The sequence below is a fragment of the Bacteroides rodentium JCM 16496 genome (assembly GCF_000614125.1).
In the GTDB taxonomy this organism is placed as follows: Bacteria; Bacteroidota; Bacteroidia; order Bacteroidales; family Bacteroidaceae; genus Bacteroides; species Bacteroides rodentium.
In genome coordinates this window covers 20,850-46,018 of the sequence record NZ_BAKJ01000038.1, presented here as the reverse complement: position 1 = coordinate 46,018, position 25,169 = coordinate 20,850, and the positions used below count along the sequence as shown (strand labels likewise).

Sequence of the window (25,169 nt, the reverse complement as noted above, 5' to 3'; positions counted from 1 at the left end):
CTCAAAGGATGTGTCCACTTTTATCAAAGAAAACACAGGAAAAACATCAAAAATGTCTACTTTTGTAAATCAAAAACACAGAAAAACAACCCCAGTGTCTACTCTGGGAAAATATTAACATCTAAAATTATTTTCTGTGTCTACTTCTCGCGCGCGGTACACGCGCGGTACAAAAACGAAAAGAAAACGAAAGATTTTCATTCCATATTAACGTATTTTATAATTAATAAGAAGAGAAAAGCAAATAAATAAAATATAAAACAAAAGAAAACGATAGAACAAAAGATAATTATTAGAATAAAAAAGAAGAAAAACAGCAAAAACGGACTTTCATTTGACTTTTTTTTGACTACCTTTGCGAAAAAATTAAATGATTACACAATGCTCAATACTGTAGACGAAGGAATCAAAGCGGTTCGGCAAGGAAAAATAGTGATAGTTGTCGATGATGAAAATAGAGAAAACGAAGGTGATTTTATCGTATCCGGCGAAAAAATCACCCCTAATATTGTCAATTTCATGATTACACATGGAAGAGGGCTTCTTTGTGTACCATTACCTCGCTCGCGTTGTGAAGAGCTTCAACTATACCCGATGTCGGAAGACAATACTTCTCTTTTGGGCACTCCGTTCACCATGTCTGTCGACCTGAAGGGCTACGGCTGTACAACGGGGGTTTCCACCTATGACCGTTCTGCCACCATACGCGCTTTGGTTACTGGCAATATAAAACCATCGGAATTGGCACGTCCCGGACATATTTTTCCTCTCTACGGACATGAAAATGGAGTATTAGGACGCGACGGACATACAGAAGCCTTGCTAGACCTAACAAGAATGGCAGGATTGACACCCGGTGGCGCCCTCATTGAGATACTGAATCAAGATGGAACAATGGCCCGTTTGCCTCAATTACTTGAAATAGCAAAAAGATTCCAGCTGAAAATTATAGCTATCAAAGATATCCAAGAGTATCGCAGGAGCAACAAGATATAACAATATATAAAGTAGATATGGCACTAAACCAAAGAAGAGTCAAGATTTTGGACCTAATCCGCGAAGACGGACATGCAAAAGTTCAAGAGTTAAGCAGGATTTTCAATGTTACGGATGTTACAATCAGACAAGACTTGGAAGCCCTTGAAAAATTAGGGTATATCCAAAGAGAACATGGTGGAGCCTTCCTAAAAGACGTAGGCTCATTTGCCAAAACCGGAAAGGTCTTCAATCAAACCCATATTGAAGAGAAAAGGGAAATAGCCCGAAAAGCGGCATCATTTATCCGTGAAGGAGAATGTATCATCCTCGACTCCGGCTCTACTACCACGGAAATAGCCAAACTACTTACACAATATAAAGAGCTGACGGTCATTACTAATGCTCTAAACATAGCACTTATACTGGGGGAAAATCCAGGTATCACCCTCATTGTAACAGGAGGAGAATTCAAAGCCCCTACCCTTTCACTGACCGGAAAGATGGCAGCTGACTCACTCAAGGGTTTCCACGCCAATAAACTATTCCTCGCCACAGCAGGAATATCTCCAGATATGAGCCTGACCTATCCAAGTCTCAGTGACCTGATGGTAAAATCGGCCATGATAAAGGCTGCAGAGGAAGTCATCTTAGTAGCAGATTCCTCCAAGATAGGGATTAGTGCATTTGCCAGCTTAGGTTCAATATCTATGGTAAATTCTTTCATCACAGACAGTAATATCTCGAAAGAGAATATCGAAAAAATGAAAGAAAAGAGCATAAACCTTCTGATAGGATAGCTTAAAGGATTACAAATATGGGGACAGACAGACTTGACTTCCAATGCCTCTCCCCTTCTCTTCTTGACTGAACCGGATTCAATCAGTAACTGAAAGGCATTCAATCACTGAGTGAATCCGGTTCAATCAAAGACTCATTGTTACCCCTTCCAGAAGATATTGGACAGACAATATAGATAGTAATAGGACAAGGAACAATTAGAAGTAAAACTATAGAACATTTTTCTGAGCTAACCGATACGCTTCCCCAACCACTTCCTGCGGATAGCCGCACATCTCGATAATCCGGATGGCATTACGTTCCGTCACCGGTCCCGGCTTCAACTTATAATCAAAAGACAATGTATTGTCGGCAACACACTCACAAAAATGAAACAATTCATATTCGTCCTCAAGTAAGGAAGCCAGTTCGACGTCGTGAGTGGAAGCAAACACAATACTGTTCTTGTGCGCCAAAGCAGACAGCACAGCTTTGGCTATAGCTATCCGTTCCACCGTATTCGTTCCCTTAAACAACTCGTCCAGCAGGAAAAGTCGCCAACACTCCTTTCCGGCTTCCAGCATCTCTCGAACAATTTGCACCTCCTGCAGAAAGAAGCTTTTTCCTTCCATCAGACTATCCTCCAGATGAATAGCAGAAAACAATACAGTGTCCATAAGAAAACGAAAACTGCGGGCAAAACAAGTATGGAGCACTTGTGCGGAAAGCAAGTTAAGTCCGATGGCACGGATAAAAGTTGTCTTACCAGACATATTGGATCCGGTAACAAGGACAGATTTGCCACAGAGTGTAATGTCATTAGGGATACAACGTTCTATAAGCGGATGATAAAGCCCCTCTGCATGAAATGTTTCACCTTCGCCGCAAGCTTCCGGTAAAACATAATAGGGCAGCCCATCCCGGAGCTCGGAAACAGAGCAAAGCACATCCACCAATCCGAAATAGCGGAAGACCTCTTCAATCTGTTCTTGTCTACCCTGCAATAAAAAGAAAGCCTTGGAAACCGGAATAACTTCCCGCAAAAAAAACACATTCACTATCTCGGTGAAGAAATAAGCGAAAATGGCGACGTCACTCTCCAGTCTGATACTGAAACGGAAAGTGGAAAGTTTCTTTCGCAACGGATGCAGCGCCTGCAAAGTTTTTTGGATATCCCGATGCACCGATACACACAACGGAATCTGTGCCAACTTCTCCGCTTGCCTGAGCAACTGCCATAACTGAGGAATGGAAAAGAAATAGCCCTGAATCCGCGCCTTGCTGCGATAGTGTAGCACCATGTTCACCAATACCGATGCGCACAAAATCCCCAGAACGTAAAGCGAAGACGTAATGTAAACCATTCCCAACAAAACAAAAGGCACGAATTGCAAGATATTCAGCAAACGGTAAAAGCGGCGGGAATACACGGGATGGGAAATGGAGAATAGCGATGCAATGGTATAAGCATCCGGCGTATCCAGTTTCCGCAACTCCGACCGGATTTCTGCACGCAACTCCTTGTCAGCAGAAAGCTTGCGAATCACTTCCTCTTGCTCCGAAATCTCCGAAAAACGGTTGTAATGCAACACGTCGTAGAGGTACTGTCGGCCCACACTAGAAGAGGTACGGTCAGCCCATTCGAAAAAATCATCCAGATTGAGGTCATCCCAGGTTTTCTGCGACACCAAATACTCTGTCTCCCTCGCCGACCGGTACTCGTGGTATAGCGCTATATCCGAAAATGACTGTTCCATCAAAGAATTATTTGGAATGATGCACAAAAATAATGAAAAGATTGCATTCTATCTAATTTCCTTGCTGCTTTCCCTATATTATGTTTACTTTGCGAATACAAACACTTTTCATTACTTCACCATTAAAATTATAACAAGATGAGACACACTTTTTTCACATTGACACTGTTTTTACTGGCCTTGCTGTCAACATCATGCGGAAACAAGAAAGTAGCATATCAGAATCCCCTGCCCATGGCCTTCGGAGACCCGTTCCTTCTGAAAGCTTCCGACGGCAAATACTATATGTACGGAACGGGTGGAGTATCGAACGGTTTTAAAGTATACTCCTCCGATGACCTGGCGACATGGACAGACGAGGGGCCCATCTATCAAGCGGCACCTCCGACTCATGGGCCACCGACTGTTTCTGGGCACCCGAAGTGTATGAACGGGACGGCAAATACTACCTATGGTTCAGCGCCAACTGGAAGGAAAACCCCACTCAGGAGCAAGAGAACTTCCGTATCGGTGTAGCTGTAGCCGATAAGCCTACCGGACCTTTCAAAGAGCTGTTCAACCAACCGGTATTCGACCCCGGCTATCCTATCATCGACGCAAACATACTCTTTGACGATGCTTCCGGAAAGGCCTACCTCTACTACTCCCGCTGCTGCTACAAACATGCCGTTGAAAGCGAAGTCTCAGCATGGGCTAAAGAAAAAGGCTGGTTTGACGAGATTGAGGAAAGTTGGATTTACGGTGTGGAACTGAAGCCAGATTTCTCCGGTATTATCGGAGAACCGGTAGCACTGCTTTGCCCGCCCCAGACAATGGACGACCCTCAAGCGGAATGGGAAAACCGTTCGGTGACTTCACATGAAGTCAACAGACGCTGGACAGAAGGCTCATATATCGTGAAGCACAAAAATCTCTATTATATGCTGTACTCTGCAAACTTTTTCGGAGGAAAAAATTACGCGGTGGGTTATGCTACCTCCCAGAACCCCTTAGGACCATTCACAAAAGCTGCCAACAATCCGGTGCTGCAAAAGAACACAGAGCAAGGCGGCATCGTGACCGGAACCGGGCATTGTATGCTCATTGATATTCACAACCGACTCTATTGCGTTTATCATGGACGTACCGAAACCACTGGTGATGAACGAATGGTATTCATTGACCCGGCAGAAATCCAACCGGACGGGAAACTGGTGGTTCACGGACCAAATACGGATTTACAGGAAACCACCTATTAAAGCCATTAGGCGCAGACTGCACAGCATTTCATGGTTAACCCCGTGGTTTCTTCCTATGCATTCCGCGCCTAATGAAAATTAAAAAGGACATATCCATACACAACAATCCTCACCATACTTGTTTCTGACTTCAATTTTATTTTCACCGCTATCCAATACGACACCTTTCCATTCCAAAACATTGACGGAATCTGGTTTTGCAATCCCATATGCTTTGCCGTTTATGTATAACTCGGCAGCTCCGCTATTGCTGAACACTTGTACATCAACCATTTTACGAGTTCTGTTTATCAATCGTTTTCCTGCGATATATACAAACTTCTCTTCTTGATTCCAATTTGCCTTATAAAAATAGAAGGCATCTTTCTTTATCTTCCGGTCGTAAGTCACCAGTCCCTTATCATTACGTCCCATAATAGAGCCTTCTCTACGGCCTGCCGCCGAAAAGTCGAACATGCACCAGATGAAGTTGCACCACAAGAATTCGCGTTTCTGAAGCTGTTTCCAATTCTCCACATGATAATAAGTCTGCCAGTTTTCGGGATGCCATTGCCCCCACGGTTCCGGATGCTTCAGCGAGTCTGCCTGCTGGAATACGCATGCCCCGGCACCATACTCGCTGATGCCCATCTTCCGCTCCGGATGTGCTGCATGCTCACGGTCTATCCAGCGCCCCATGTCATCCATACTGTCGCCATACCAGCCGAAATACTTGTTGAAAGCAATCAGGTCGGTGAATCCGTTGAAGTCGTCATCCTGATTACTGGCTCCCATAGTGGAACGGCTCGGGTCCAACTGACGGGCCAAAGCATGAAGCTCTGCGGCCATGCGCGAAGGACGGTCCAGCCAACCGGAATTTATCTCATTGAACAGCCCCCAGAACAAAATGCAGGGGTGATTGTAGTTCTGCAAAATCAGTTCCTTCAATTGCAGGCGCAAGTTTTCATCATAAGCAGGATTATTCACATAAACGTTGACAAAAGGAATCTCAACCCATGCCACCAGTCCCCGCTTGTCCATCTGTTGATGCATGTATTTGGCTTGCGGATAGTGGCAAAGACGCACGGCATTGCATCCCATTTCCTGCATCAAGTCCAAATCTTCATCATGGTCTTGCGGATAAAATGCCGAAGCGCGTTCTGCCCTATCCTGATGCCGGTTCACGCCATTCAAGCGATAAGGCTTTCCATTCAGGAAGAAACCTTTCTCCGCATCGGCATGAAAGTAACGGAAACCTATCTCTTCTTCGCGGCGGTCTATCTCTTTCCCATCCTTACGCAATATCACCACTCCTTTATATAAATAGGGGTCCTTCACTCCATCCCACAAATGAGGCCTTTCAAGCACTATGTCCATCGCTACCTTTTTATCCGCACCCACCTCTGCACTGGCAACACGACGAAGCAACTTCTCCTTGTCATATAATTGAAACTCCACCTCGCAACCGGCCACAGTAGTTTTCCTTGCCGAAAGCAGTGTTTCAATTTTCAAATGGGCCTTTTTCTCCGATACATCGGACTGAGTGAAGAATACACCTGAAGAGGCATAATAAGCAGGTTCTATGCAGACATCCTCCGTCACCAATAATTCCACTCCACGATACAAGCCACCAAATATATTGAAATCACCGCAAATGGGAGCGATATCCATAGTCTGGGCATTGCTGACACGAATTTCCAATATACTTTCTTTTCCCGGAACCAAGAAATCAGTCAGTTCTGCTACAAATGCCGTATAACCACCCTTATGCTGCATCACAAAATGATGGTCGACAAAAATATCGGCAACCGTCTGTGCAGCCATCACTTTCAAGAAAAAACGTTTTCCCCGATAATGAACCGGAACTGACAACTTACGACTGTAATTGCACAATCCCCGATAATAATCGGTATTGCCAAACATGCCATCGCCCGCATTCCAAGTGTGGGGCAAAGTAACCTTCACGATTTCCGAAGCAGGCGCCTGAAAACCACGGTGGAAATTCCATCCTTCATTCAACGGTATAATCTCCATTCCCAAAATCCATTCAGGAAAAATTCCGATACATAGCAAAAGAAAAACAAGAATTCTGTTCATATTCGATTATTGATTGATTACATACCCACCTCCTCCCTACCCGCTCCCTACCAAGTCCCTACCTACTCCCTGCATATAGACACGGAGAATGTACGGCACAGACAGGGAGAAAACAAGAAGAAAAGCCGCAAAAGACGGAATACAGGCAAGCAATTCCACCTCGTACTTTTTTACAAAAATACGAAAAAGGACAAGAATGCAAATGGGGTTTCCCTCTTAAAACGACAAAAAGCAACATACAGGACACGCATTTAACACTTCCACGACCGTAATGCAACATGCCGCGCCTATCAATGCAACATATTTGAGCTGATTCCGGCAAGTTATTACTATCTTTGGAAAGTGAATTTAGAATCAAACATTCCATGTCCATTATGAAGTATCTTTGTAAATTGGTGCTCCTCGTCTCCGCGCTGCTGCCGGCCTGCCTGCAAGCAGCGGAACAAGACACCTATGTATTCCGACATCTGAATAACCGAAACGGCCTATCGAGCAACAACGTGAAAACCATCCTGAAGGACAGCGAAGGATTTTTGTGGATAGGAACGGAGAACGGACTAAACCGCTACGACGGCTACAACATAAAAGTCTACCAACCGGACTCCCGGAATCCTCATTCCATCTTCACCAACGACATCTGGTCACTACAAGAAGACGGGTTCGGCAACTTGTGGGTGGGAACCGGTCCGATATACACCGTATACAACCGTGACAAAGACTGCTTCATCAACAACCCCTCGATACTGCTCCGGGAAATAGGAATCCCCGCCGACGGAGAGTACAGAATACACACCGACCGGGAACATAACCTCTGGGTGATACAAGGCAAGGAGATTTTCCGCTATGACATCTCCCGGAAAGAACTTAAGTCGTTCAGGATAGAGGAAATACCTGAAACAAATACGGATTTCAGCATCTGCGATGACGGAAAAAGCCTATACATCCTTTGGAACCCACGCTCCCTATGGAAGGTGGATTCATCCTCCGGGACATGTGAGCCTATAATGCTCATGAAATGCCCTCCAAGCACTACCGACAGAAACATTTTCCACATATACGTCGACCTCCAAGGAGGCCTTTGGTGCTATTCATACGTCAACGAATGGATATTCTACCGGAAAGATTCCCGGTCGGCATGGAAGCGGATAGAACTCCACTCGAAAGTTTCGACCAACAGCAACGCGGTGAGAAGTATACAAGACGATGCCAACGGACACGTATGGATAGGCACAGACCACAAAGGACTTTTCATCTACGACTATGTGAACGACACGCTCACCAACTTGCTGAACGACCCGACCGCCCCCACTTCCCCCGCCTCAAACCGATTCAACACCATCTACCGCGATGAGTCGGGAGTCATCTGGCTGGGCAACTTTAAGAAAGGAATTTCCTATTGCCACGACCGCTTCCACGAATTCATCAGCTCGTGCCACCACCTATGCGGCGACATAGCCGCCATCCTGGAAGACAAGGCGGGAAACATCTGGCTGGGAACAGACGGCAACGGGCTTTATGTGGAAGAAAAGCAAAAAGCTACGCCCTCCGCAAGCTACCATTACCCGATGTGGCCATCGTCTGCTTGGAAGAAGACCACAAAGGGCGGATTTGGGCGGGAAGTTACCAAGACGGATTGTTCTGCCTCGAAAACGGTCGTGTCCGCCATCTTACCCCCGAAAACAGCCCCCTGCCACATAAGGAAATAGTCAACCTGAAAGAAGACCGTTATGGCAACCTATGGATAGGGAGCGTAAGGCAACCGCTGGTATGCTACAACCCGGACCTGGGCACAGTCAGTAAGCATATGTACCCGGACGGACATCTCATCAGCGCATTGGACTTCTACTACGACCACGGTGACAAGATGTACATAGGAACGACCTACGGGCTCTGCGTGATGGACATCACGACCAAGAAAGCCGAAAGGCTCTTACCAACCGGGAAGGGACCCGGAGGTTCAGACAAGAGTTCGTGTCCACGGTATTCAAGGATGACAAGGACATATTATGGCTGGGGCACAAGCAAGGGCTGACGGCATGGGACTTGCGGAACGACTCACTGTATTGTTTCGACACCACAGACGGGTTGTGCGACAACCTCGTGAAAAGCATCCTTCAAGACAACCGCGGCAATATATGGATAGCCACCAGCAACGGCTTATCGGCTTTGGAAATCACCCCGGACACCTGCGGCAGCTTCAGTTTCACCTTCAAGAACCTTTCCATCAAGGACGGGCTATCCGACAACTATTTCAACACACACTCTGCCTGTAAGCTGGCCAGCGGTGACTTGCTACTGGGAAACGCCAATGGCTATACATCGGTAAATCCTAACAAGCAGGTCGGGAAGCCCCTTCCACCGAGCAAAGCCTACTTCACAAGCCTGACCATCGGCAACCGGCGAATTGAAGTGGACTCCATATACGAGGGGCGCAAACTACTGACGAAGGTCATCGGCAAGACAACTTCGCTCACAGTGAGACACGATGACAACCTCATTTGCCTGGAACTTGCTGCCGGGCACTTGCTGAATGCAGAAAAGACAAGCTATGCCTACAAACTGGAAGGGATGGATAAACAATGGTACCATACGAACGAACACAAGATTACCTTTACCACCCTTCCTCCCGGCAAATACAAACTACAGGTCAAAGCATGCAGCAGCGAGGGGGACTGGAACGATGAACCCACCCGACTGGACATCACCGTACTGCCACCTTTCTATCTGTCCGGTGGAGCCGTCGCCTTGTACGCCCTGCTCCTGGCACTCTTCCTCGCCTATGGAGCATGGCATATCAGAAAAAGCCACCGGAAAAAGCTGGAACAGCAGCGGCAGAAATTGGAGCAAAGCCAAAAGTTGTTGCTGAATGAGATGAAGTTGAAATTCTTCACCAACATCAGCCACGACCTGCGCACACCGTTGACACTCATCATCAGCCCGCTACAAATGCTGCTGTCCGAAGAGAAGGATGAAACCGTACACAAGAAACTGGAAATCATCCACAAAAACGCACAGCAACTGCTCAAACTGATAAATTCCCTGCTCGACTTCCGCAAACTGGATGTGGGAGCGGAGACAATACACTGCAAGTCGGGAGACATCGTAAGATTCGTACGCGAAGTGTGCAACACCTTTCAGGAATACGCCATCGGTCGCGGCATACGCTTCAGCTTCATGTGCGAAATAGACAGCCTTGACATGTCCTTCGACCCGGTGAAGATTGAGAAAGTCATCAACAACCTGCTGTCCAATGCCTTCAAGTACACCCCGGACAAGGGCGAAGTCAACGTACACCTTTATTGCGAGAACGATGACGTGTGTATCTGCGTGGCCGACAACGGGCAGGGCATCACAGACAAAGACAAGAAACACATCTTCGAACGCTTCTACCAAGTAGCGCAGCCCCAAGAAAAAACCGGTAGCGGTATAGGTCTACACATTGCCAATGAATACGTACACCTGCACAATGGCAGCATCACCGTGGCAGACAACTTCCCCAAAGGTACCGTGTTCACCGTCAAGCTACCCATTACGGCAAGCGCAGGTGAAAAGGAAGAGCTGTACCCTGAAGATGCTCAGAAGAACCGTATGGAAAAAAGTACTACACCCCCGTCAGCATCTAAAACACAATATACCATCCTCTTCGTGGACGACAACAAGGATTTTTGCACCTTCATGGCCGAGTGCCTTTCGCAGGAGTACGAAGTTCTGACCGCCCATAATGGAATGGAAGCTTTGAAAGTTCTGGAAACGAACGACACCGACATCAACATTGTGGTGAGCGATGTCATGATGCCGGTAATGAACGGAATGGAACTGCTACGGCAAATCAAGACCAACGTACAATGGTCACATATCCCCGTCATACTGCTTACAGCCCGTGCTGCCGAAGAGTACAAGACAGAGGGATTCGAGCAGGGAGCCGATGACTACATCGTGAAGCCGTTCGACTTCAACCTGCTGAAACTGCGCATCAGGAAGTTCATCGAGTGGACGGAGAAATGCCACCACCAGTTCAGCCGTAAAGTGGAAGTCGCCCCGAACGAGATAACCATCACTCCACTGGATGAACAGTTCATCAGCAAAGCCATCAAGATAGTGGAGGAGCACATGTCCAACCCGGATTTCTCGGTAGAAACGCTGGGCGCGGAATTGGGGCTAAGCCGCAGCCACCTCTACAAGAAACTGATGTGCATCACCGGCAAGGGACCGGCGGAATTCATCCGCATCATCCGCCTAAAGCGAAGCAAACAGCTTTTAGAGAAAAGCCAGCTGCAAATTGCAGAAATAGCTTATGAAGTAGGATTCAACTCACCGAAGAGATTTACCATCAACTTTAAAAATGAGTTCGGAATATCACCTTCTGATTACATTCGCAACCTAAAATGATAACATGAAACATAAAAGCACATCATTTAAGACATAGCGTACCCTCTTTGTCGTGACAACTGCACATCTTTGTGATACCTTTTTAACAACAAAATTTTTAAAACTTTAAACTAAAGTATTATGAAGTTACACGCAAATGTATGTTCACAATGGCAATGGGCTAAACTAAAGCAACTACTTGCCATTGCGATGATGTTTTGGGGTACAATCTCCATGTACGGACAAAGCAAAACGATTACCGGTACCGTCCAATCGGAATCGGACGGTGAACCACTTGTAGGAGCCACCGTTATAGTAAAAGAGACCAAAGTCGGTGGTACCACCGACCTTAACGGACATTATTCCGTCCAAGCGAATCAAGGGCAGACTTTGATTGTTTCCTACATCGGCTACCGTTCCAAAGAAATAAAGGTAGAAAAAGCCACCCGTATAGACGTGCAGCTGCAAGAAGACACCGAAATGCTGGACGAAGTGGTAGTAGTAGGTTATGGTACCATGAAGCGCAGCGACTTGACAGGTTCCGTGGTCAGTGTGACGGGCGATGAATTAAAAAAGTCTGTGGTTACTTCGCTTGACCAAGCTCTGCAAGGACGCGCTGCCGGTGTCCAGGTAACGCAGAACTCCGGTACTCCGGGTGGCGGTATCTCCGTCAGCATCCGTGGTATCAACTCCTTGAACGGCAACGAACCACTCTACGTCATCGACGGTGTAGCCATATCGGGCAACAATGACAAAAACAACAGCGTGCTCAGCTCTATCAATCCCTCAGACATCGTGTCTATGGAAGTATTGAAAGACGCTTCTGCCACCGCCATCTACGGTAGCCGCGCCTCCAACGGTGTGGTGCTTATCACTACCCGCCAGGGAGAGACTGGTAAGACCAAAGTTTCATACGAAGCTACTATGCCCTCCAGCAACTTCCCAAGAAGTTGAAAACATTGTCACTTCCCGAATACGCCACTTACCAGAACCTGCGTGCCGCAACTATCGGCTTCGGTGAACGCGAAGAGTTTAAAGACCCCACACTCCTTGGTGAAGGAACCAATTGGCAGGACGAAATCTTCCGCACAGCTCCGATGCACAACCACCAGATAAACATCTCCGGCGGTTCGCAAAACATGAGGTACTCCTTGTCCGGCGGTTACATGCAACAAGACGGTATTGTGTTCGGTTCCGACTTCGAACGTTTCTCCTTCCGTGTCAACATGGACAACGATATTAACAAATGGCTCACTACCGGCTTGCGCGCTTCAGTGGCACGTATCGAGCAGACCAACCGCGTAGACGGATCGGGTGCCATCTACAATGCCTTGAACCAACTTCCCGAAGTGCCAGCCCGCAACCCGGACGGAAGTTTCGGTATGCAAACAGAAAACATGTACGGAACTTATTTCTCCAATCCTCTCTCCGACCTTATCCAAAACGAGAACTACAGCCGCAGCACACAAGTATATGTAGACTTCTTTGCTGATGTGAAACTGTGGAAAGGTCTCGTGTTCCGCACGGAATATGCCGCCAACTTCAACTACGATACCGATTATCAGTTCACTCCTTCTTACGAATACGAGTTCTTCAAGCAACAGTCTTCAGCAAGGCGTGGAGCCGGCAATGGCTACAACTGGACCTTGAAAACCTATCTTACTTATAACGAAACGTTCGGCAAGCACAGCATTTCGGCAATGGCAGGTCACGAGGCACAGGAAAACAACTGGGAATCTTTGGACGGAAGCCGCACCAACTTCCTCTTCAATTCCGTTCATGAATTGAATGCAGGAGATGCCACTACAGCCAAGGCTAACAGTTCACGCGGCTCATCGGCAATTGAGTCTTACTTCGGTCGTCTGAACTATAATTTCAACGACCGCTACCTTCTTACGGCTACCCTTCGTGCCGACGGTTCTTCATCATTTGCCAAAGAAAGCCGCTGGGGATGGTTCCCCTCCGTGGCATTGGCATGGAAAATCAACAACGAATCGTTCCTGAAAAATGTAAAGGCTATCAACTCCCTGAAGCTCCGCCTCGGCTGGGGTTTGGTAGGTAATCAATGGGCAGGCTCTTATGCTTATGGAGTAACCATGGCTTCGGCTGCCTCAATCTGGGGAACAGGCTTCTATGGCGGCAATTACCCCAATCGCGCCTTGAAATGGGAAGAAACCAGTTCCTATAACGTAGGTATCGACCTTGCCCTTTTCGACAACCGCGTGGAATTCATCGCCGATGCCTACTATAAGAAAACAGATAACCTCTTGATGCGAGCCTCACTGCCTGCCTATGTAAGCAGCTTGATTAGTGCACCATGGTCAATGCCGGTGCCATGACCAACAAAGGTGTGGAATTTACCTTGAATACACGCAACATCCTTACCCGCGACTTCACCTGGACTTCCGGACTCACTTTCTCCATCAACCGCAACGAAGTGACGAAGCTCTACTCCGAATCATCAGCAATCTCAGGAATGAATGGAAACGAGACACTGACCTACACCATGGTAGGCGAACCGGTGGGACAGTTCTACGGCTACAAAGTAATCGGCATGTTCAAGCAAGAGAGCGACTTTTATAAGAAAGACGCCAACGGAAGTACTCTCCTCGATGAAGCAGGCAACCCCGTACACGTGGCTATTCCCAAGAACCAGCAAATAAACAAGAACGGTATTTGGGTGGGCGACTACATTTACGAGGACCTTAACGAAGATGGCGTGATAGACGAAAAAGACCGTACCTTCTTGGGTAATCCGGCTCCTAAGTTCACCTTCGGATTCAACAACTATCTTGCATACAAAGGATTCGACCTTAACATCTTCCTCAACGGTTCGGTGGGCAACAAAGCCATCAACCTTATCCGCCGTACGTTTACCGACCCCATGCGAAACAGTAACTTGCTGAAAGAAGCGACCAACATTGCCCTTATCGGCATGCACGATCCCGAACTGGGCGATGAAATTCTTTCTAACGTTTACATCACCAATGCCGACCAGGCAAAAGTGCAGCGTGTCACCACCAGTAGCGCCAATGACAACAATCGTATCTCCAGCCGCTTTATCGAAGATGCTTCTTACCTCCGTATAAAGAACATTTCATTGGGTTATACATTCCCCCGGAAGTGGATGCGCCGTTTGCAGATAGACAATCTGAGACTCTACGTCAACATCCAGAACCTTTGCACTATCAGCGGCTACAAAGGATACGACCCTGAAATAGGTGCATTGAATTACGATGTCCTCTTGCGTGGTATAGACGATGCCCGTTATCCCTCTCAACGTATCTATACGTTCGGACTTAATTTTAATTTCTAATGAGTTTGGTAAATCATTTATCACTAAAAAAGACAAATAATATGAAGTACAGATTTCTCACCCTCATATCGTCGCTCCTCCTGCTCACTGCGTGCAGCGACTCTTTTCTGGATCGTGCTCCCGAAGGCAACTACGTGGATGTTACCTTCTACACTTCCGATGAAGCCTTATTGGCAGCTACAGCCCCGCTCTACAACCGTGCTTGGTTCGACCTCAACCAGCGCTCCATCGTACCTCTGGGCAGTAACCGGGCTAACGACAACTTCAGCCGCTGGGGTTCCCCGGAATTTACCAACTTCAAGGTAACGGCATTGAACGACAACCTTGCCGCTGCTTGGAAAGGATTTTATTCGGTCATCACCATGGCAAACGCCGTCATCAGTGACGTGAAGACCAAATGCAGCGGCAACGTAAGCGAGCAGGCCAAGCTGACTGCCATTGCCGAAGCACGCCTGATGCGCGCCTGCGCCTACTTCTACATGGTGCGTCTTTGGGGACCTGTCATCATCATTGAAGACAACGACAAAGTGGTAGCCAACCCCATTCAGCCCCTTCACCGCGAAGAGGACGTGTTTGAGCTAGTGATTCGCGACTTGACTTTCGCGGCCGAAAACCTTCCCACAATGCCGGCGGCTAAAGGTCGTGTCAGTAGTTGGGGAGCAAAAGGCATGTTGGCCAAAGTCTACCTTGCCCGTTCAGGCTGGACAGGAGGCACACGAGATAATACATATCTGGAATTGGCAAAAAAGACAGCAGCCGACGTGATAGAAAACAGCGGAATCGTCCTTTACGACCGCTACGAGGATCTCTTCAAATACAAGCATAACAACAATCCTGAGTCACTCATCGCCATGCAATGGGTACCACTGGGTGACTGGGGAGTATGCAACACCCTGCTTGCCGACCTTGCAGGAAACAGTACGATGACCGGTGGCATCAACGTTTGGAGCAGCTACCAGGCCAGTATTGATATGCTTCAGCAATATGAAGTAGGCGATACCATACGTCGTAACGCAACATTCTGTACTCCGGGAACCTATTATCCCTATATCTGCATTGCCGATGGTGGATATACCTACGATGGCAGCACCTCCAGCATCAAAAAAGGTGTTCCCGGCGGTCCCGATGATGACAATGACGGTTACATCCAGTCTATGAACTCTCCGCTTAACACCTACATCTTGCGTTTGGCCGATGTTTACCTCACCTATGCTGAAGCTTGTCTCGGCAACAGTGAAGAACTGACCGGTGGTCCCGGTCTGGAGGCGTTGAACCTTGTCCGCGACCGTGCTTGTATTCCACGCAAGAAAAGCATCACCTTTGAAGACATCATCCGTGAGCGTCGCATAGAATTTTCCATGGAGTATTGTAATTGGTATGACATGGTATCTTGGTATCACTGGAAACCCGACTATATGCTTAATTACTTCCAAAACCAGCACCGCGGTTATACAGTTGACAACATTGTGAAAGATGAAGACGGCTATCTGCACTTCGGCCGATATGACGGTGATGTCTTCCTCGAAGGTGTGGAAAACTGGCAGGAACCGGGCGAGAATGTTGAAATCACCCACAACAACATCATGATGCCCTATCCGGAAAGCGACATCATCCAGAACCCATTGTTGAACGAAGAGCCTGTGGCTTACGAATTCAGCGAATAAAACAAACTTTATACATTACCTTTAAAAAACAAACAATGAAATACATACAATTTCCCTTAGTGTTGCTTACCATCTTAATGGCTTGCAACTTCTTGACAGCCTGCAGCGACGATGATGGCGGCGGTATCCCCGTCATCCACCACATCCGTCTGACAGATCCAGCAAAGATTGACAGTACCTTTACTGACGTAAATCCGGGTACTATGATTGTGGTTATCGGTGAAAACCTAAACGGCGTGAAGAAAGTGTTTATCAACGAACAAGAAATTTCGTTCAACGGCAACTACAGCACATCAACCAATCTCATCCTCACTATTCCCGCCGACCTGCCGCTGGTAGGTGCCAATCCCGAGTTGAAAGGCGAACTGCGCATCGAGACCTCGCACGGCACAGCAGTTTATTCTATGCACGTGCTATCGCCCGCGCCCTATATTACCCGCATAGCCACGAAATTCCCCATAAACGAAGGTGACCCGCTGCGCGTGATAGGAGGCAACTTCTATGAAATACAACGTATCTACTTCACTACCGCTCAAGAAAACATTACCGATGCTCCTGTGGCGGTAGAGGTAACTGACTATACGGTGAACAAAGGATTCGATGAGATTTCCTTCAAGGCACCGACAGGACTGATTGAGGAAGGTAGCCTAGTGATAGAATGCTATACGGCATCCGCGTCCACTCCTTTCCGTCGTTCAGCACTTCCACCTACAATCAATAAGGTAAGTTCCATGATGCCTATCACTGGTACTACAGTCACCGTCCTCGGACAGAACTTCATGGATATTTCCTCCATTACGATGGGCAACCGCATGGTAGACCTTTCTACAGTTACCATCAGCGAGGCCTACGACGTACTAACCTTCACCATGCCGCGTGCACCGCAAGGCACTTGCACATTGGCCATCACCACCATGGGAGGTACAGCTGAGGTACCGGGCTTCTATCCTTTGGAAAACATTGTACTCAATTACGATAACATCGGTTCGTTCTCATGGGGCGGATATGCCGCAGCTATTACAGCCGATGGCACAGTAGCTCCTTATTTTTCCGATGGTGTCTGCTATCGATTGGCCGGAGAAATTACAGCATGGAACTGGTGGTGGGGACAATTACAAAACACAGCCGTATGGAGCATTGACGCCGCCTTCCTGCCAGCTTCTACTCCGACAGCCGACCTCCTGCTTCAATTTGAGTGCTTCGTGGCACTGGAATACGGTGAAGGTCCCGTCTTCCGTTTCTATCTGAAGGGTAACGAAGGTCACAACTATACCGATTATCGTCCGTTGAGCGACTTTACCGGAGAAACCGAAGTAGGTGAATGGATGCAATGCAGCATTCCGCTCTCTTCACTCGTCGATGAGGCCACCTGGGGCGAATTCCAAAGCCGGAGCGGCGATGAGCTGGCTATACAAATGACCAACCCCACCGAATTCGGTCCGATGATGGTAGAATTCTACTTTGACAACTTCCGCGTTGTAAAAGCGAAATAAATCATTGCATATAAATAACTTCCAAAATTACTCCGAGTCTGAAGCGAATATTGCTCCAAACTCGGAGTAATTTTAACGAAAATATTTACAGTAATGATGCATATATGCTTGCCGCAATAATGCAAGCGTATTGCACTGGTAATACACTACAATTACTAAAAATTGAATCACGTAAAAAACGATTAATCAATAAACGATATGAAAAAATATATCATAAACACATTACTTTTCAGTCTGGTACTACTCATAAGCGTTACTTGTTCTGACAATGAAAAAGAAAACGGATATAAAATCAGCATACAACCTACTTCCCTTGATTTCGGGAAAGAAGGTGGTACAAAACTTTTCAGCATCACTCCCAATAAGGAGGCTAATGTCCAAAGTTCAGAAAATTGGTGTTACGTCAGTTTATTCACCAACTCATACGACCGAATAGAATATAAAGTGGTACTTACGCCTAACCCGACAACCAAAATCCGTACAGCCATGATTACAATAGAAGTAGAAGACTTCAAAGGCGAAGTAAAAGTAGAACAAGCAGCGGGAGATACGGATAAGCCCGAACCTGCTCCCGACATCTATACCGTGCGCGAAAACCTCACTACCCAACAGTTAGTAGACGAAATGGGATTGGGTATCAACCTCGGCAACACCTTGGATGCCGTGGGTGACTGGATAGATCCCAGCAACATACTCAACTACGAGCAGGCATGGGGTAGCCCTATCATCACTCAGGAAATCATTAAAGGATATGCCGATGCCGGATATAAATCTATGCGCATACCGGTAAGCTGGGACAACCTAATGGGCGAAAACGGTGAGATACATCCCGACTTGATGAACCGTGTGGAAACAATTCTTAACTGGGTACTCGACTGCGGCATGGTAGCCATTGTGAACATACACCACGATAATGAATGGGTGAAGCTTGTACCCACAGATTTGAAAGCCAAAGAAAAATACATATATTTATGGCAACAAATATGCGGATGCCTTGAAAAATATGGCGACCACCTGATATTTGAACCTATGAACGAAATTGGATACGATGAAATCTGGACTCCCTGGAGCGGAGGAGAAAGCGCAAAAGCAAAAGCATTCGGCTATATCAACGACATCAACCAAATATTCGTCGATGCAGTGAGAGCTTGTGGCGGCAACAATGCCAAACGTCACCTGATGGTGGAAACCTACAACACAGGATTGGAATACGCTTTCGATCCTCTGTTTAAAATACCTAACGACCCAGCTAATCGCATAGCAGTGACGGTACATTACTACACTCCGGCTACATACGCCATACTTGGTGGAGGTGAAGATGCCGGTTGGGGAGTAGGTCAAGAAACTTGGGGTACTGATGAAGAGAAGAAAGAACTTAAAAAAAATATGGATTTGCTGAAGACAAATTGTGTCGACAAGGGTATTCCCATCATTGTAGGCGAATATGGTGCATCTACCAGCGGAAGAACACAAGAAAATGTCAGATTCTACCTAGTTTCCGTGACCGAAGCTATCTACTCGCGGGGTATGTGTCCGATGCTCTGGGACACTCCGGGAGGACAATACAACCGCCAGACATGCCAGTTCGACGATCCTCTCTTCTTAGAAGAGATGATGCTATTCCTGCCAAATATCCACGGTATTAAGTAAATCCATAATTAATAATAAAACAAAAAATGAAGAGAATCAGCACTTGTTTCGCCAGCCTATTGCTCTCCTGCGCACTGACCGCACAGGCACAGCAATATCAACTGAATTCCCCGGACGGAAAACTGACAGTCAACATAGAAGCCGGAAAAAGCCTCAACTGGGCAATTGCCACGATGGTACCACCGTCCTCTTGCCTTCGGACATTGCCATGCAATACACTGAAGCCGAGGGAAAGCCCGTTACTTTCACCTTCGGCAAAGATATGAAGGTGTCCAAAGCCACCCGTACTTCCGTTGACACCTCCTTCCCCACCCCTTTCTATAAAAAGGCGAGTGTGAAGGACACTTATAACCAGCTCACTTTGAAATGCCGTAACGGCTACAGCATACAGTTCCGCGCCTACGATGACGGAGCCGCCTATCGTTTTGTTTCCGAACTACGTAGACCTTTCTGTGTGAAGAATGAAATTGCCGAGTTCAACTTCGACCGCGATTACCATGCTTTCGTACCTTATATCAACGATAATCGTGCCGGCGAACGTTACTGCTACTCCTTCGAGTCCTACTACGATGAGGTTCCCCTCTCTCGCATGTACAAAGACTCGCTTGCCATTACCCCGCTGTTGGTAGAACTGGAGAACGGAAAGAAAGCTGTCATTATGGAAGCCGGATTGTCCAACTATCCCGGCATGTTCCTTACTGCCAACCCACAGACTCCCCACGGAATAAAAGCCGAATTTGCCCCCTATCCGCTGGAAACAATCATCGGAGGTTATGATCACTTGAACCTCGTCCCTACCAAACGTGCCGATATTATCAGCAAACCTAACGATGCCCTACTTCTGCCCCAATGGGCATCCTACGGGGAAACAGGCCTATCCTTGGCGTGCTGTGCTTGTTGTCACCCACGACACGCAACTCGCCGACAACGATATGATGCAACGCCTTGCTCCGGAATGTCGCATTGCCGACACTTCCTGGATTAAGCCCGGCAAAGTGGCTTGGGATTGGTGGAATACTTGTAACCTGACTGGCGTAGACTTCAAAGCAGGCATGAATACCCCCACCTACAAAAAATATATCGATTTTGCTGCCGACAATCAGTTAGAGTATATCATCATCGACGAAGGCTGGAGTGGCCAGGAGTCATTAATGGAAGACATCAGCCCCGATATCAATCTCGAAGAATTGGTGACATACGGCAAACAAAAGGGCGTAGGAATAATCCTCTGGGCAAGCTGGCGCAATCTTACGGGAGGAGGTAACATCTCCCCCGCCGTGGAACAAGTTATCAGCCATTACGCACAAATGGGCATCAAAGGTTTCAAAATAGACTTCTTCGACCGCGATGACCAACTTGCCATCTCTTCTACCGAACAGCTCGCAGCATGTGCCGCCAAGCATCACATGTTGCTTGACCTACATGGGCTGAAACCTTTCGGCATCCAGCGTGCCTATCCCAACATCCTCAACTTTGAAGGTGTGAAAGGACTGGAAAACAGCAAGTGGGAGCCTATCGTGAACGGTGCACCCTTGCATGACTTCCCGCGCTACGACGTTACCGCCCCCTACCTGCGCCAACTTGTCGGTCCGATGGACTATACGCCGGGAGCTATGGTAAATGCCAACCGTTCCATGTTCCGTTCCGTCAACGACCACCCCATGAGCCAAGGTACACGTGTACATCAGATGGCTATGTACACCGTCTTCGAAGCACCCTTGCAGATGCTGGCCGACAGTCCCAGCAAATACATGAAGGAGCAAGAGTGCACCGACTTCATCGCCAAAGTCCCCACCACCTTCGATGAAACCGTTGCCCTTGACGGCAAAATAGCCGAATACATCACGATAGCACGCCGCAAAGGAGACACTTGGTTTATAGGCTGCATGACTAACTGGACTCCACGCAGCTGCACCATCGACCTCTCCTTCCTCGGTAAAGGCAACTACGAAGCTGAAATCTTTGCCGACGGCATCAATGCCGACCGTGAAGCTACCGATTATAAAAAAGAAGTACGCATCGTCACTGCCAAAGACAAACTTAATGTACAACTGGCACCCGGCGGTGGATGGACAGCACGAATTACAAAAAAATGAATCTGATAAAACTATTTCTGCCATTGTGTTCAGTAGCCTTGTGCCTGCAATCCTATGCACAAGACAAATACTTCCTCACGGATATTCTCTGGTATATAGACAACCCTTCTGTATTTGAAAAAGGTCAAGAGGAAGGACACGCTTGGTATATGCCCGAAAAGAGTATGCTACTGAATGGGACATGGAAATTTTTCTGGTGCGATACACCGGAAGGGATACCTGCACACTTTTTTAACCCCGAATTCCCGGATAAGCAATGGGGCGACATCAAAGTTCCCTCAAACTGGGAAATGCAAGGTTATGGTGACAAGCAGTTCAGAAATGTATCTGCTCCTTTCCGAGTGAATCCGCCACATGCCCCCAAGGAATATAACCCGACGGGACTCTATAGACGGACATTCAAGGTACCAGCAAGCTGGACTGCCCAAAAGAACGGACAAATATTCCTGCGGTTCGAAAAAACGGCATCTGCTTCTTTCGTATGGGTCAACGGCCATGAAGTGGGCTATAATGAAGGAGCACAAGAACCTGCCGAGTACAATATCACCCCCTATTTGAAGCCGGGTGAGAACACGTTGGCGGTCTGTGTGCTTAAATATTCGGACGGTTATTACCTGGAAGGACAAGATTATTGGCGACTGGCCGGAATCTTTGACGATGTATGGTTGTACGCCACACCTTCCGTCAGGATATTCGACTGGCAGGTAATTACAGAGTTTGATGATACATATACCGATTCGCAGTTAAATATTCAGGTAAAAATCAAGGACTACCTGAATAAGCAAAGCGAAAATCATGGATTGAAGGCATATTTAAAGGACAAAAACGGCAAGATTATCTGTAATTTTTCCGCAGCTCCATTCAAAATGGATGCTGAGGAAAAGACAATACAGTTGCATACCTTAGTACAAAAGCCCCTGAAATGGACAGCCGAGACGCCCGAGCTTTATACGCTCAGTCTGGAATTATCCAATCAAGCCGGCTTTCTGAAAGACAAAATAGAAACAGTCATCGGATTCAAAAAGACAGAAATCAAAGATGGTGTCTTTTATCTAAACGGTGTCCCCCTGAAAGTCAATGCACAAAATTCACACATGCAGCATCCCGAAAGAGGGCATACCATGGACGAAGCCACTATACGCAAAGACTTTGAATTGCTGAAACAGTTTAATTTCAATGCCGTACGCACTTCTCACTATCCTCCGGTAAATAAATATTTGGAATTGGCCAATGAATACGGACTTTATATCATAGACGAAGTGGGCGATGAAGCCCATGCCTCGGAATGGATTTCAAACCTCCCGGAATATGAAGAGATGTATCGTGAACGATGCCGCCGAATGGTGTTACGGGACAGGAACCATCCTTGCGTCTTGTTCTGGAGCGCAGGAAACGAAAGCGGCGAAGGTATCAACATTACCCACACTATTGAAGAAGGGAAATCACTAGACCCCACCCGCTTCTGGATGTATGGCGGAAATGCATTCTCGCATCCTGCAGAAGATATTATCGGGCCCCGTTACCCCACGCCTATGGAACTGGAAATGCAGGTAGGCATAGGAATGGGAGAGGATTCCCGACCATCGTTTATGGATGAATACTTATCGGTTGCAGGCAATGCCGGCGGTGCCCTGGACGATTATTGGAAAGCCATATATCGACATCCCCGCCTGATGGGAGGAGCCATCTGGGATTTTGTCAGCCCGGGACTAACCGAACGGATAAGGCAAGTGAACGACCTTTCTCCCTTCCATACTCCCGCTCATCTGATGGGAAATGCCCGCTTGGTGAAGGAAGGGAAGAACACGGTGCTGGACTTGAACGGCCACGACCAATGGGTGGAAATCTATCGTGCAGACAATGTGGAGCTGAACAGTAATGAACTGACACTCACTTGTAGAATCTACCCTCGGAAACTGGTAAGCAGTTGCGGCTCATTCATTACAAAAGGCAATTATCAGTTCGGGCTACAACAACGCGGTAAAGACAAACTGGAGTTTTATATCCATACTGATAAAAAGCATTCCGTATGCGCCTCTCTACCTACTGACTGGGAATACAACTGGCATCAAGTGACGTGTGTCTACGACGGACAGAAAATGTCTATCTATATAGACGGAACAGAAAAAGCCTCCACACAAGCATCGGGCAATATCCAGAACTTCCCCTACCCCGTCAACATCGGTCGGAATGCAGAAGCACACGGTCAAGAGACATCGGTCTACATCTGCGATGCCCAAATAGACGAAGTCGGTATTTTCGACAAGGCACTGGTTTCCTCTTATCACCCGGAAGAAGCCGTCCTTTGGCTAGATTTTGAGCAAGAGACGGAAAAAGGCACATTCTACAGTTACGGTATTGGCGCACGTACGTACGGCAGCATCTGGCCCGACCGTAGCGTACAGCCCGAAATGTGGCAAATGAAGAAAACCGGACAGCCTCTTTCTTTTTCTATGTCAGATGTAACAAAAGGAGTCGTTGAGCTATGGAATCGCAATCACTATACGAATGCTTCCCAATATGCCATACGATGGGAATTGAAAGAAGATGACAAGGTTATTCAATCGGGCGACTTGGCACTCTCAACAGCGCCGCTTAGTCGTGAACTGGTGCACATACCTTATAAAAAGCCTGCCCTGATTCCCGGTAAAGAATATCGCCTGATGCTTCATGCCGTCCTGAAAAAAGATGAATTGTGGGCAAAAGCCGGACATGAAGTGGCATGGGAAGAACTCGAATTGCCCTGGAACCTGCCACACTCTTCGGAAGAAAAAACTCAAGGCATACCTTCCTATTCACTTTTGGAGAAGGAATTGGTTGTCTCCGGAGATGGCTTCAAATATGTTTTCAACCGTACCGACGGACAACTGACATCGATGGTTGTTCAAGACATGGAACTACTAAAATCACCGCTCCGGCTGAATCTTTGGCGTGCCCCACTGGCTAATGAACTGGACAACTGGAATGCCTCCAGTGCCCGCTCCTTCAACTGGAAAGAAGGTTACGGATACACGATAGCCACAGAAATGTATTCTGCAGGGATTGACCGTCTAACACATCAGCCCCTCTCTTTTTCGGTATCCGAAAGCACCGAAGGAGTACATATACACATCATTGATGCAGAATTGATGGGTAAAGGAGAAAAAGAGAAAAAAGACCTCTATATCGAAGGAGTACAGAACAACGGCATCACCAACCACTATGAGTATATTATAAATAGTGAAGGGACGATAGAGATACGCCATGTATTGAAGCCTGAAGGGAAAATGCCACTTTGGTTTCCTCGCATAGGACTTACGCTGACCGTAAGTGATGCGCTCGACCAAGTGAAATGGTACGGTCGAGGACCGCAAGAGAACTATCCGGACCGGAAAACCGGCTATCCGACAGGGATATATGTCTCTACCGTACAAGATATGTACGAGCCCTATCTAATGCCACAAGACTACGGATTGCGGACAGATGTACGCTGGCTGCAGCTGACCACAGACAAAGGTATCGGCCTTCAATTCAAAATGAACGAATGGTTTAACTTCAATATTTATCCGTACAGTACGGACAACCTGACGAAAGCAATGTACACCTATCAATTGCAGAGACAAAAAGGCATGACTCTGAATCTTGATTATGCCACTACCGGAGTTGGCTGTACAGCCCGTGGCGTGTTCGGTTCTTACAAAGCAATGCCGCAAGAATATCGAAGAACCATCAGTATAAAGCCTATAATGAACTAAAACATATTGTATTGCATCGAAT

At 47.2% G+C, this 25,169-nt stretch carries 10 protein-coding genes and 5 pseudogenes; 13 read left to right on the top strand and 2 right to left on the bottom strand.

The genetic code is table 11. From position 1 onward, the window contains the following. The first annotated feature begins 381 nt into the window (after positions 1-381). Positions 382-996, top strand: a complete 615-nt coding sequence (gene ribB, locus JCM16496_RS15475) for a 3,4-dihydroxy-2-butanone-4-phosphate synthase (protein WP_025835423.1) — start codon at positions 382-384, stop codon at positions 994-996. Positions 997-1,013: 17 nt separating this feature from the next. Further along, positions 1,014-1,775 carry a DeoR/GlpR family DNA-binding transcription regulator gene (locus JCM16496_RS15470; RefSeq protein WP_025835421.1) on the top strand — a complete coding sequence of 254 codons (762 nt, stop codon included), beginning with the start codon at positions 1,014-1,016 and terminating at the stop codon, positions 1,773-1,775. 210 nt (positions 1,776-1,985) lie between these two features. On the opposite strand, the gene JCM16496_RS15465 is transcribed toward JCM16496_RS15470, so the two are convergent. Further along, the gene (locus JCM16496_RS15465; RefSeq protein ID WP_025835420.1) at positions 1,986-3,512 is read right to left on the bottom strand and encodes a MutS-related protein; all 1,527 of its coding nucleotides are present in this window, start codon (positions 3,510-3,512) and stop codon (positions 1,986-1,988) included. A 138-nt stretch (positions 3,513-3,650) separates the two neighbouring features. Between JCM16496_RS15465 and JCM16496_RS15460 the strand changes: the two are divergent. After that, positions 3,651-4,750, top strand: a pseudogene (locus tag JCM16496_RS15460) (glycoside hydrolase family 43 protein). A gap of 78 nt (positions 4,751-4,828) precedes the next feature. On the opposite strand, the gene JCM16496_RS15455 reads toward JCM16496_RS15460, so the two are convergent. Next, positions 4,829-6,763, bottom strand: a complete 1,935-nt coding sequence (locus JCM16496_RS15455; RefSeq protein WP_244440420.1) for a glycoside hydrolase family 2 protein — start codon at positions 6,761-6,763, stop codon at positions 4,829-4,831. A gap of 428 nt (positions 6,764-7,191) precedes the next feature. Between JCM16496_RS15455 and JCM16496_RS25015 the strand changes: the two are divergent. From JCM16496_RS25015 to JCM16496_RS15415, 10 genes and pseudogenes are all read left to right on the top strand, one after another. Next, positions 7,192-8,307: pseudogene (locus tag JCM16496_RS25015) on the top strand (ligand-binding sensor domain-containing protein); the annotation flags it as partial. Beyond that, positions 8,268-8,420 (top strand): annotated as a pseudogene (locus tag JCM16496_RS24075) (hypothetical protein); the annotation flags it as partial. The pseudogenes JCM16496_RS25015 and JCM16496_RS24075, both read left to right, overlap by 40 nt. Positions 8,421-8,459: 39 nt before the next feature. Further along, positions 8,460-8,858 carry a two-component regulator propeller domain-containing protein gene (locus JCM16496_RS24070; RefSeq protein ID WP_244440422.1) on the top strand — a complete coding sequence of 133 codons (399 nt, stop codon included), beginning with the start codon at positions 8,460-8,462 and terminating at the stop codon, positions 8,856-8,858. Further along, entirely contained in the window at positions 8,798-11,215 is a 2,418-nt protein-coding gene (locus JCM16496_RS24065) for a hybrid sensor histidine kinase/response regulator transcription factor (protein ID WP_244440419.1), read from the top strand. The genes JCM16496_RS24070 and JCM16496_RS24065 overlap by 61 nt, the downstream gene beginning before the upstream one ends. Positions 11,216-11,335: 120 nt before the next feature. Beyond that, positions 11,336-14,510: pseudogene (locus tag JCM16496_RS25305) on the top strand (SusC/RagA family TonB-linked outer membrane protein). A gap of 41 nt (positions 14,511-14,551) precedes the next feature. Beyond that, positions 14,552-16,174, top strand: coding sequence for a RagB/SusD family nutrient uptake outer membrane protein (locus tag JCM16496_RS15435; RefSeq protein ID WP_025835414.1), 1,623 nt, complete (start codon positions 14,552-14,554; stop codon positions 16,172-16,174). 35 nt (positions 16,175-16,209) lie between these two features. Then, the gene (locus tag JCM16496_RS15430) at positions 16,210-17,667 is read left to right on the top strand and encodes a glycan-binding surface protein (RefSeq protein ID WP_025835413.1); all 1,458 of its coding nucleotides are present in this window, start codon (positions 16,210-16,212) and stop codon (positions 17,665-17,667) included. A gap of 198 nt (positions 17,668-17,865) precedes the next feature. Next, a complete protein-coding gene (locus tag JCM16496_RS15425) occupies positions 17,866-19,317 on the top strand; it encodes a cellulase family glycosylhydrolase (RefSeq protein WP_244440417.1) in 1,452 nt (483 codons plus the stop codon). A gap of 26 nt (positions 19,318-19,343) precedes the next feature. Beyond that, a pseudogene (locus JCM16496_RS15420) lies at positions 19,344-21,413 on the top strand (retaining alpha-galactosidase). Beyond that, positions 21,386-25,147 carry a beta-galactosidase small subunit-related protein gene (locus tag JCM16496_RS15415; RefSeq protein WP_128809650.1) on the top strand — a complete coding sequence of 1,254 codons (3,762 nt, stop codon included), beginning with the start codon at positions 21,386-21,388 and terminating at the stop codon, positions 25,145-25,147. The pseudogene JCM16496_RS15420 and the gene JCM16496_RS15415 overlap by 28 nt, the downstream one beginning before the upstream one ends. Positions 25,148-25,169 lie beyond the last annotated feature (22 nt).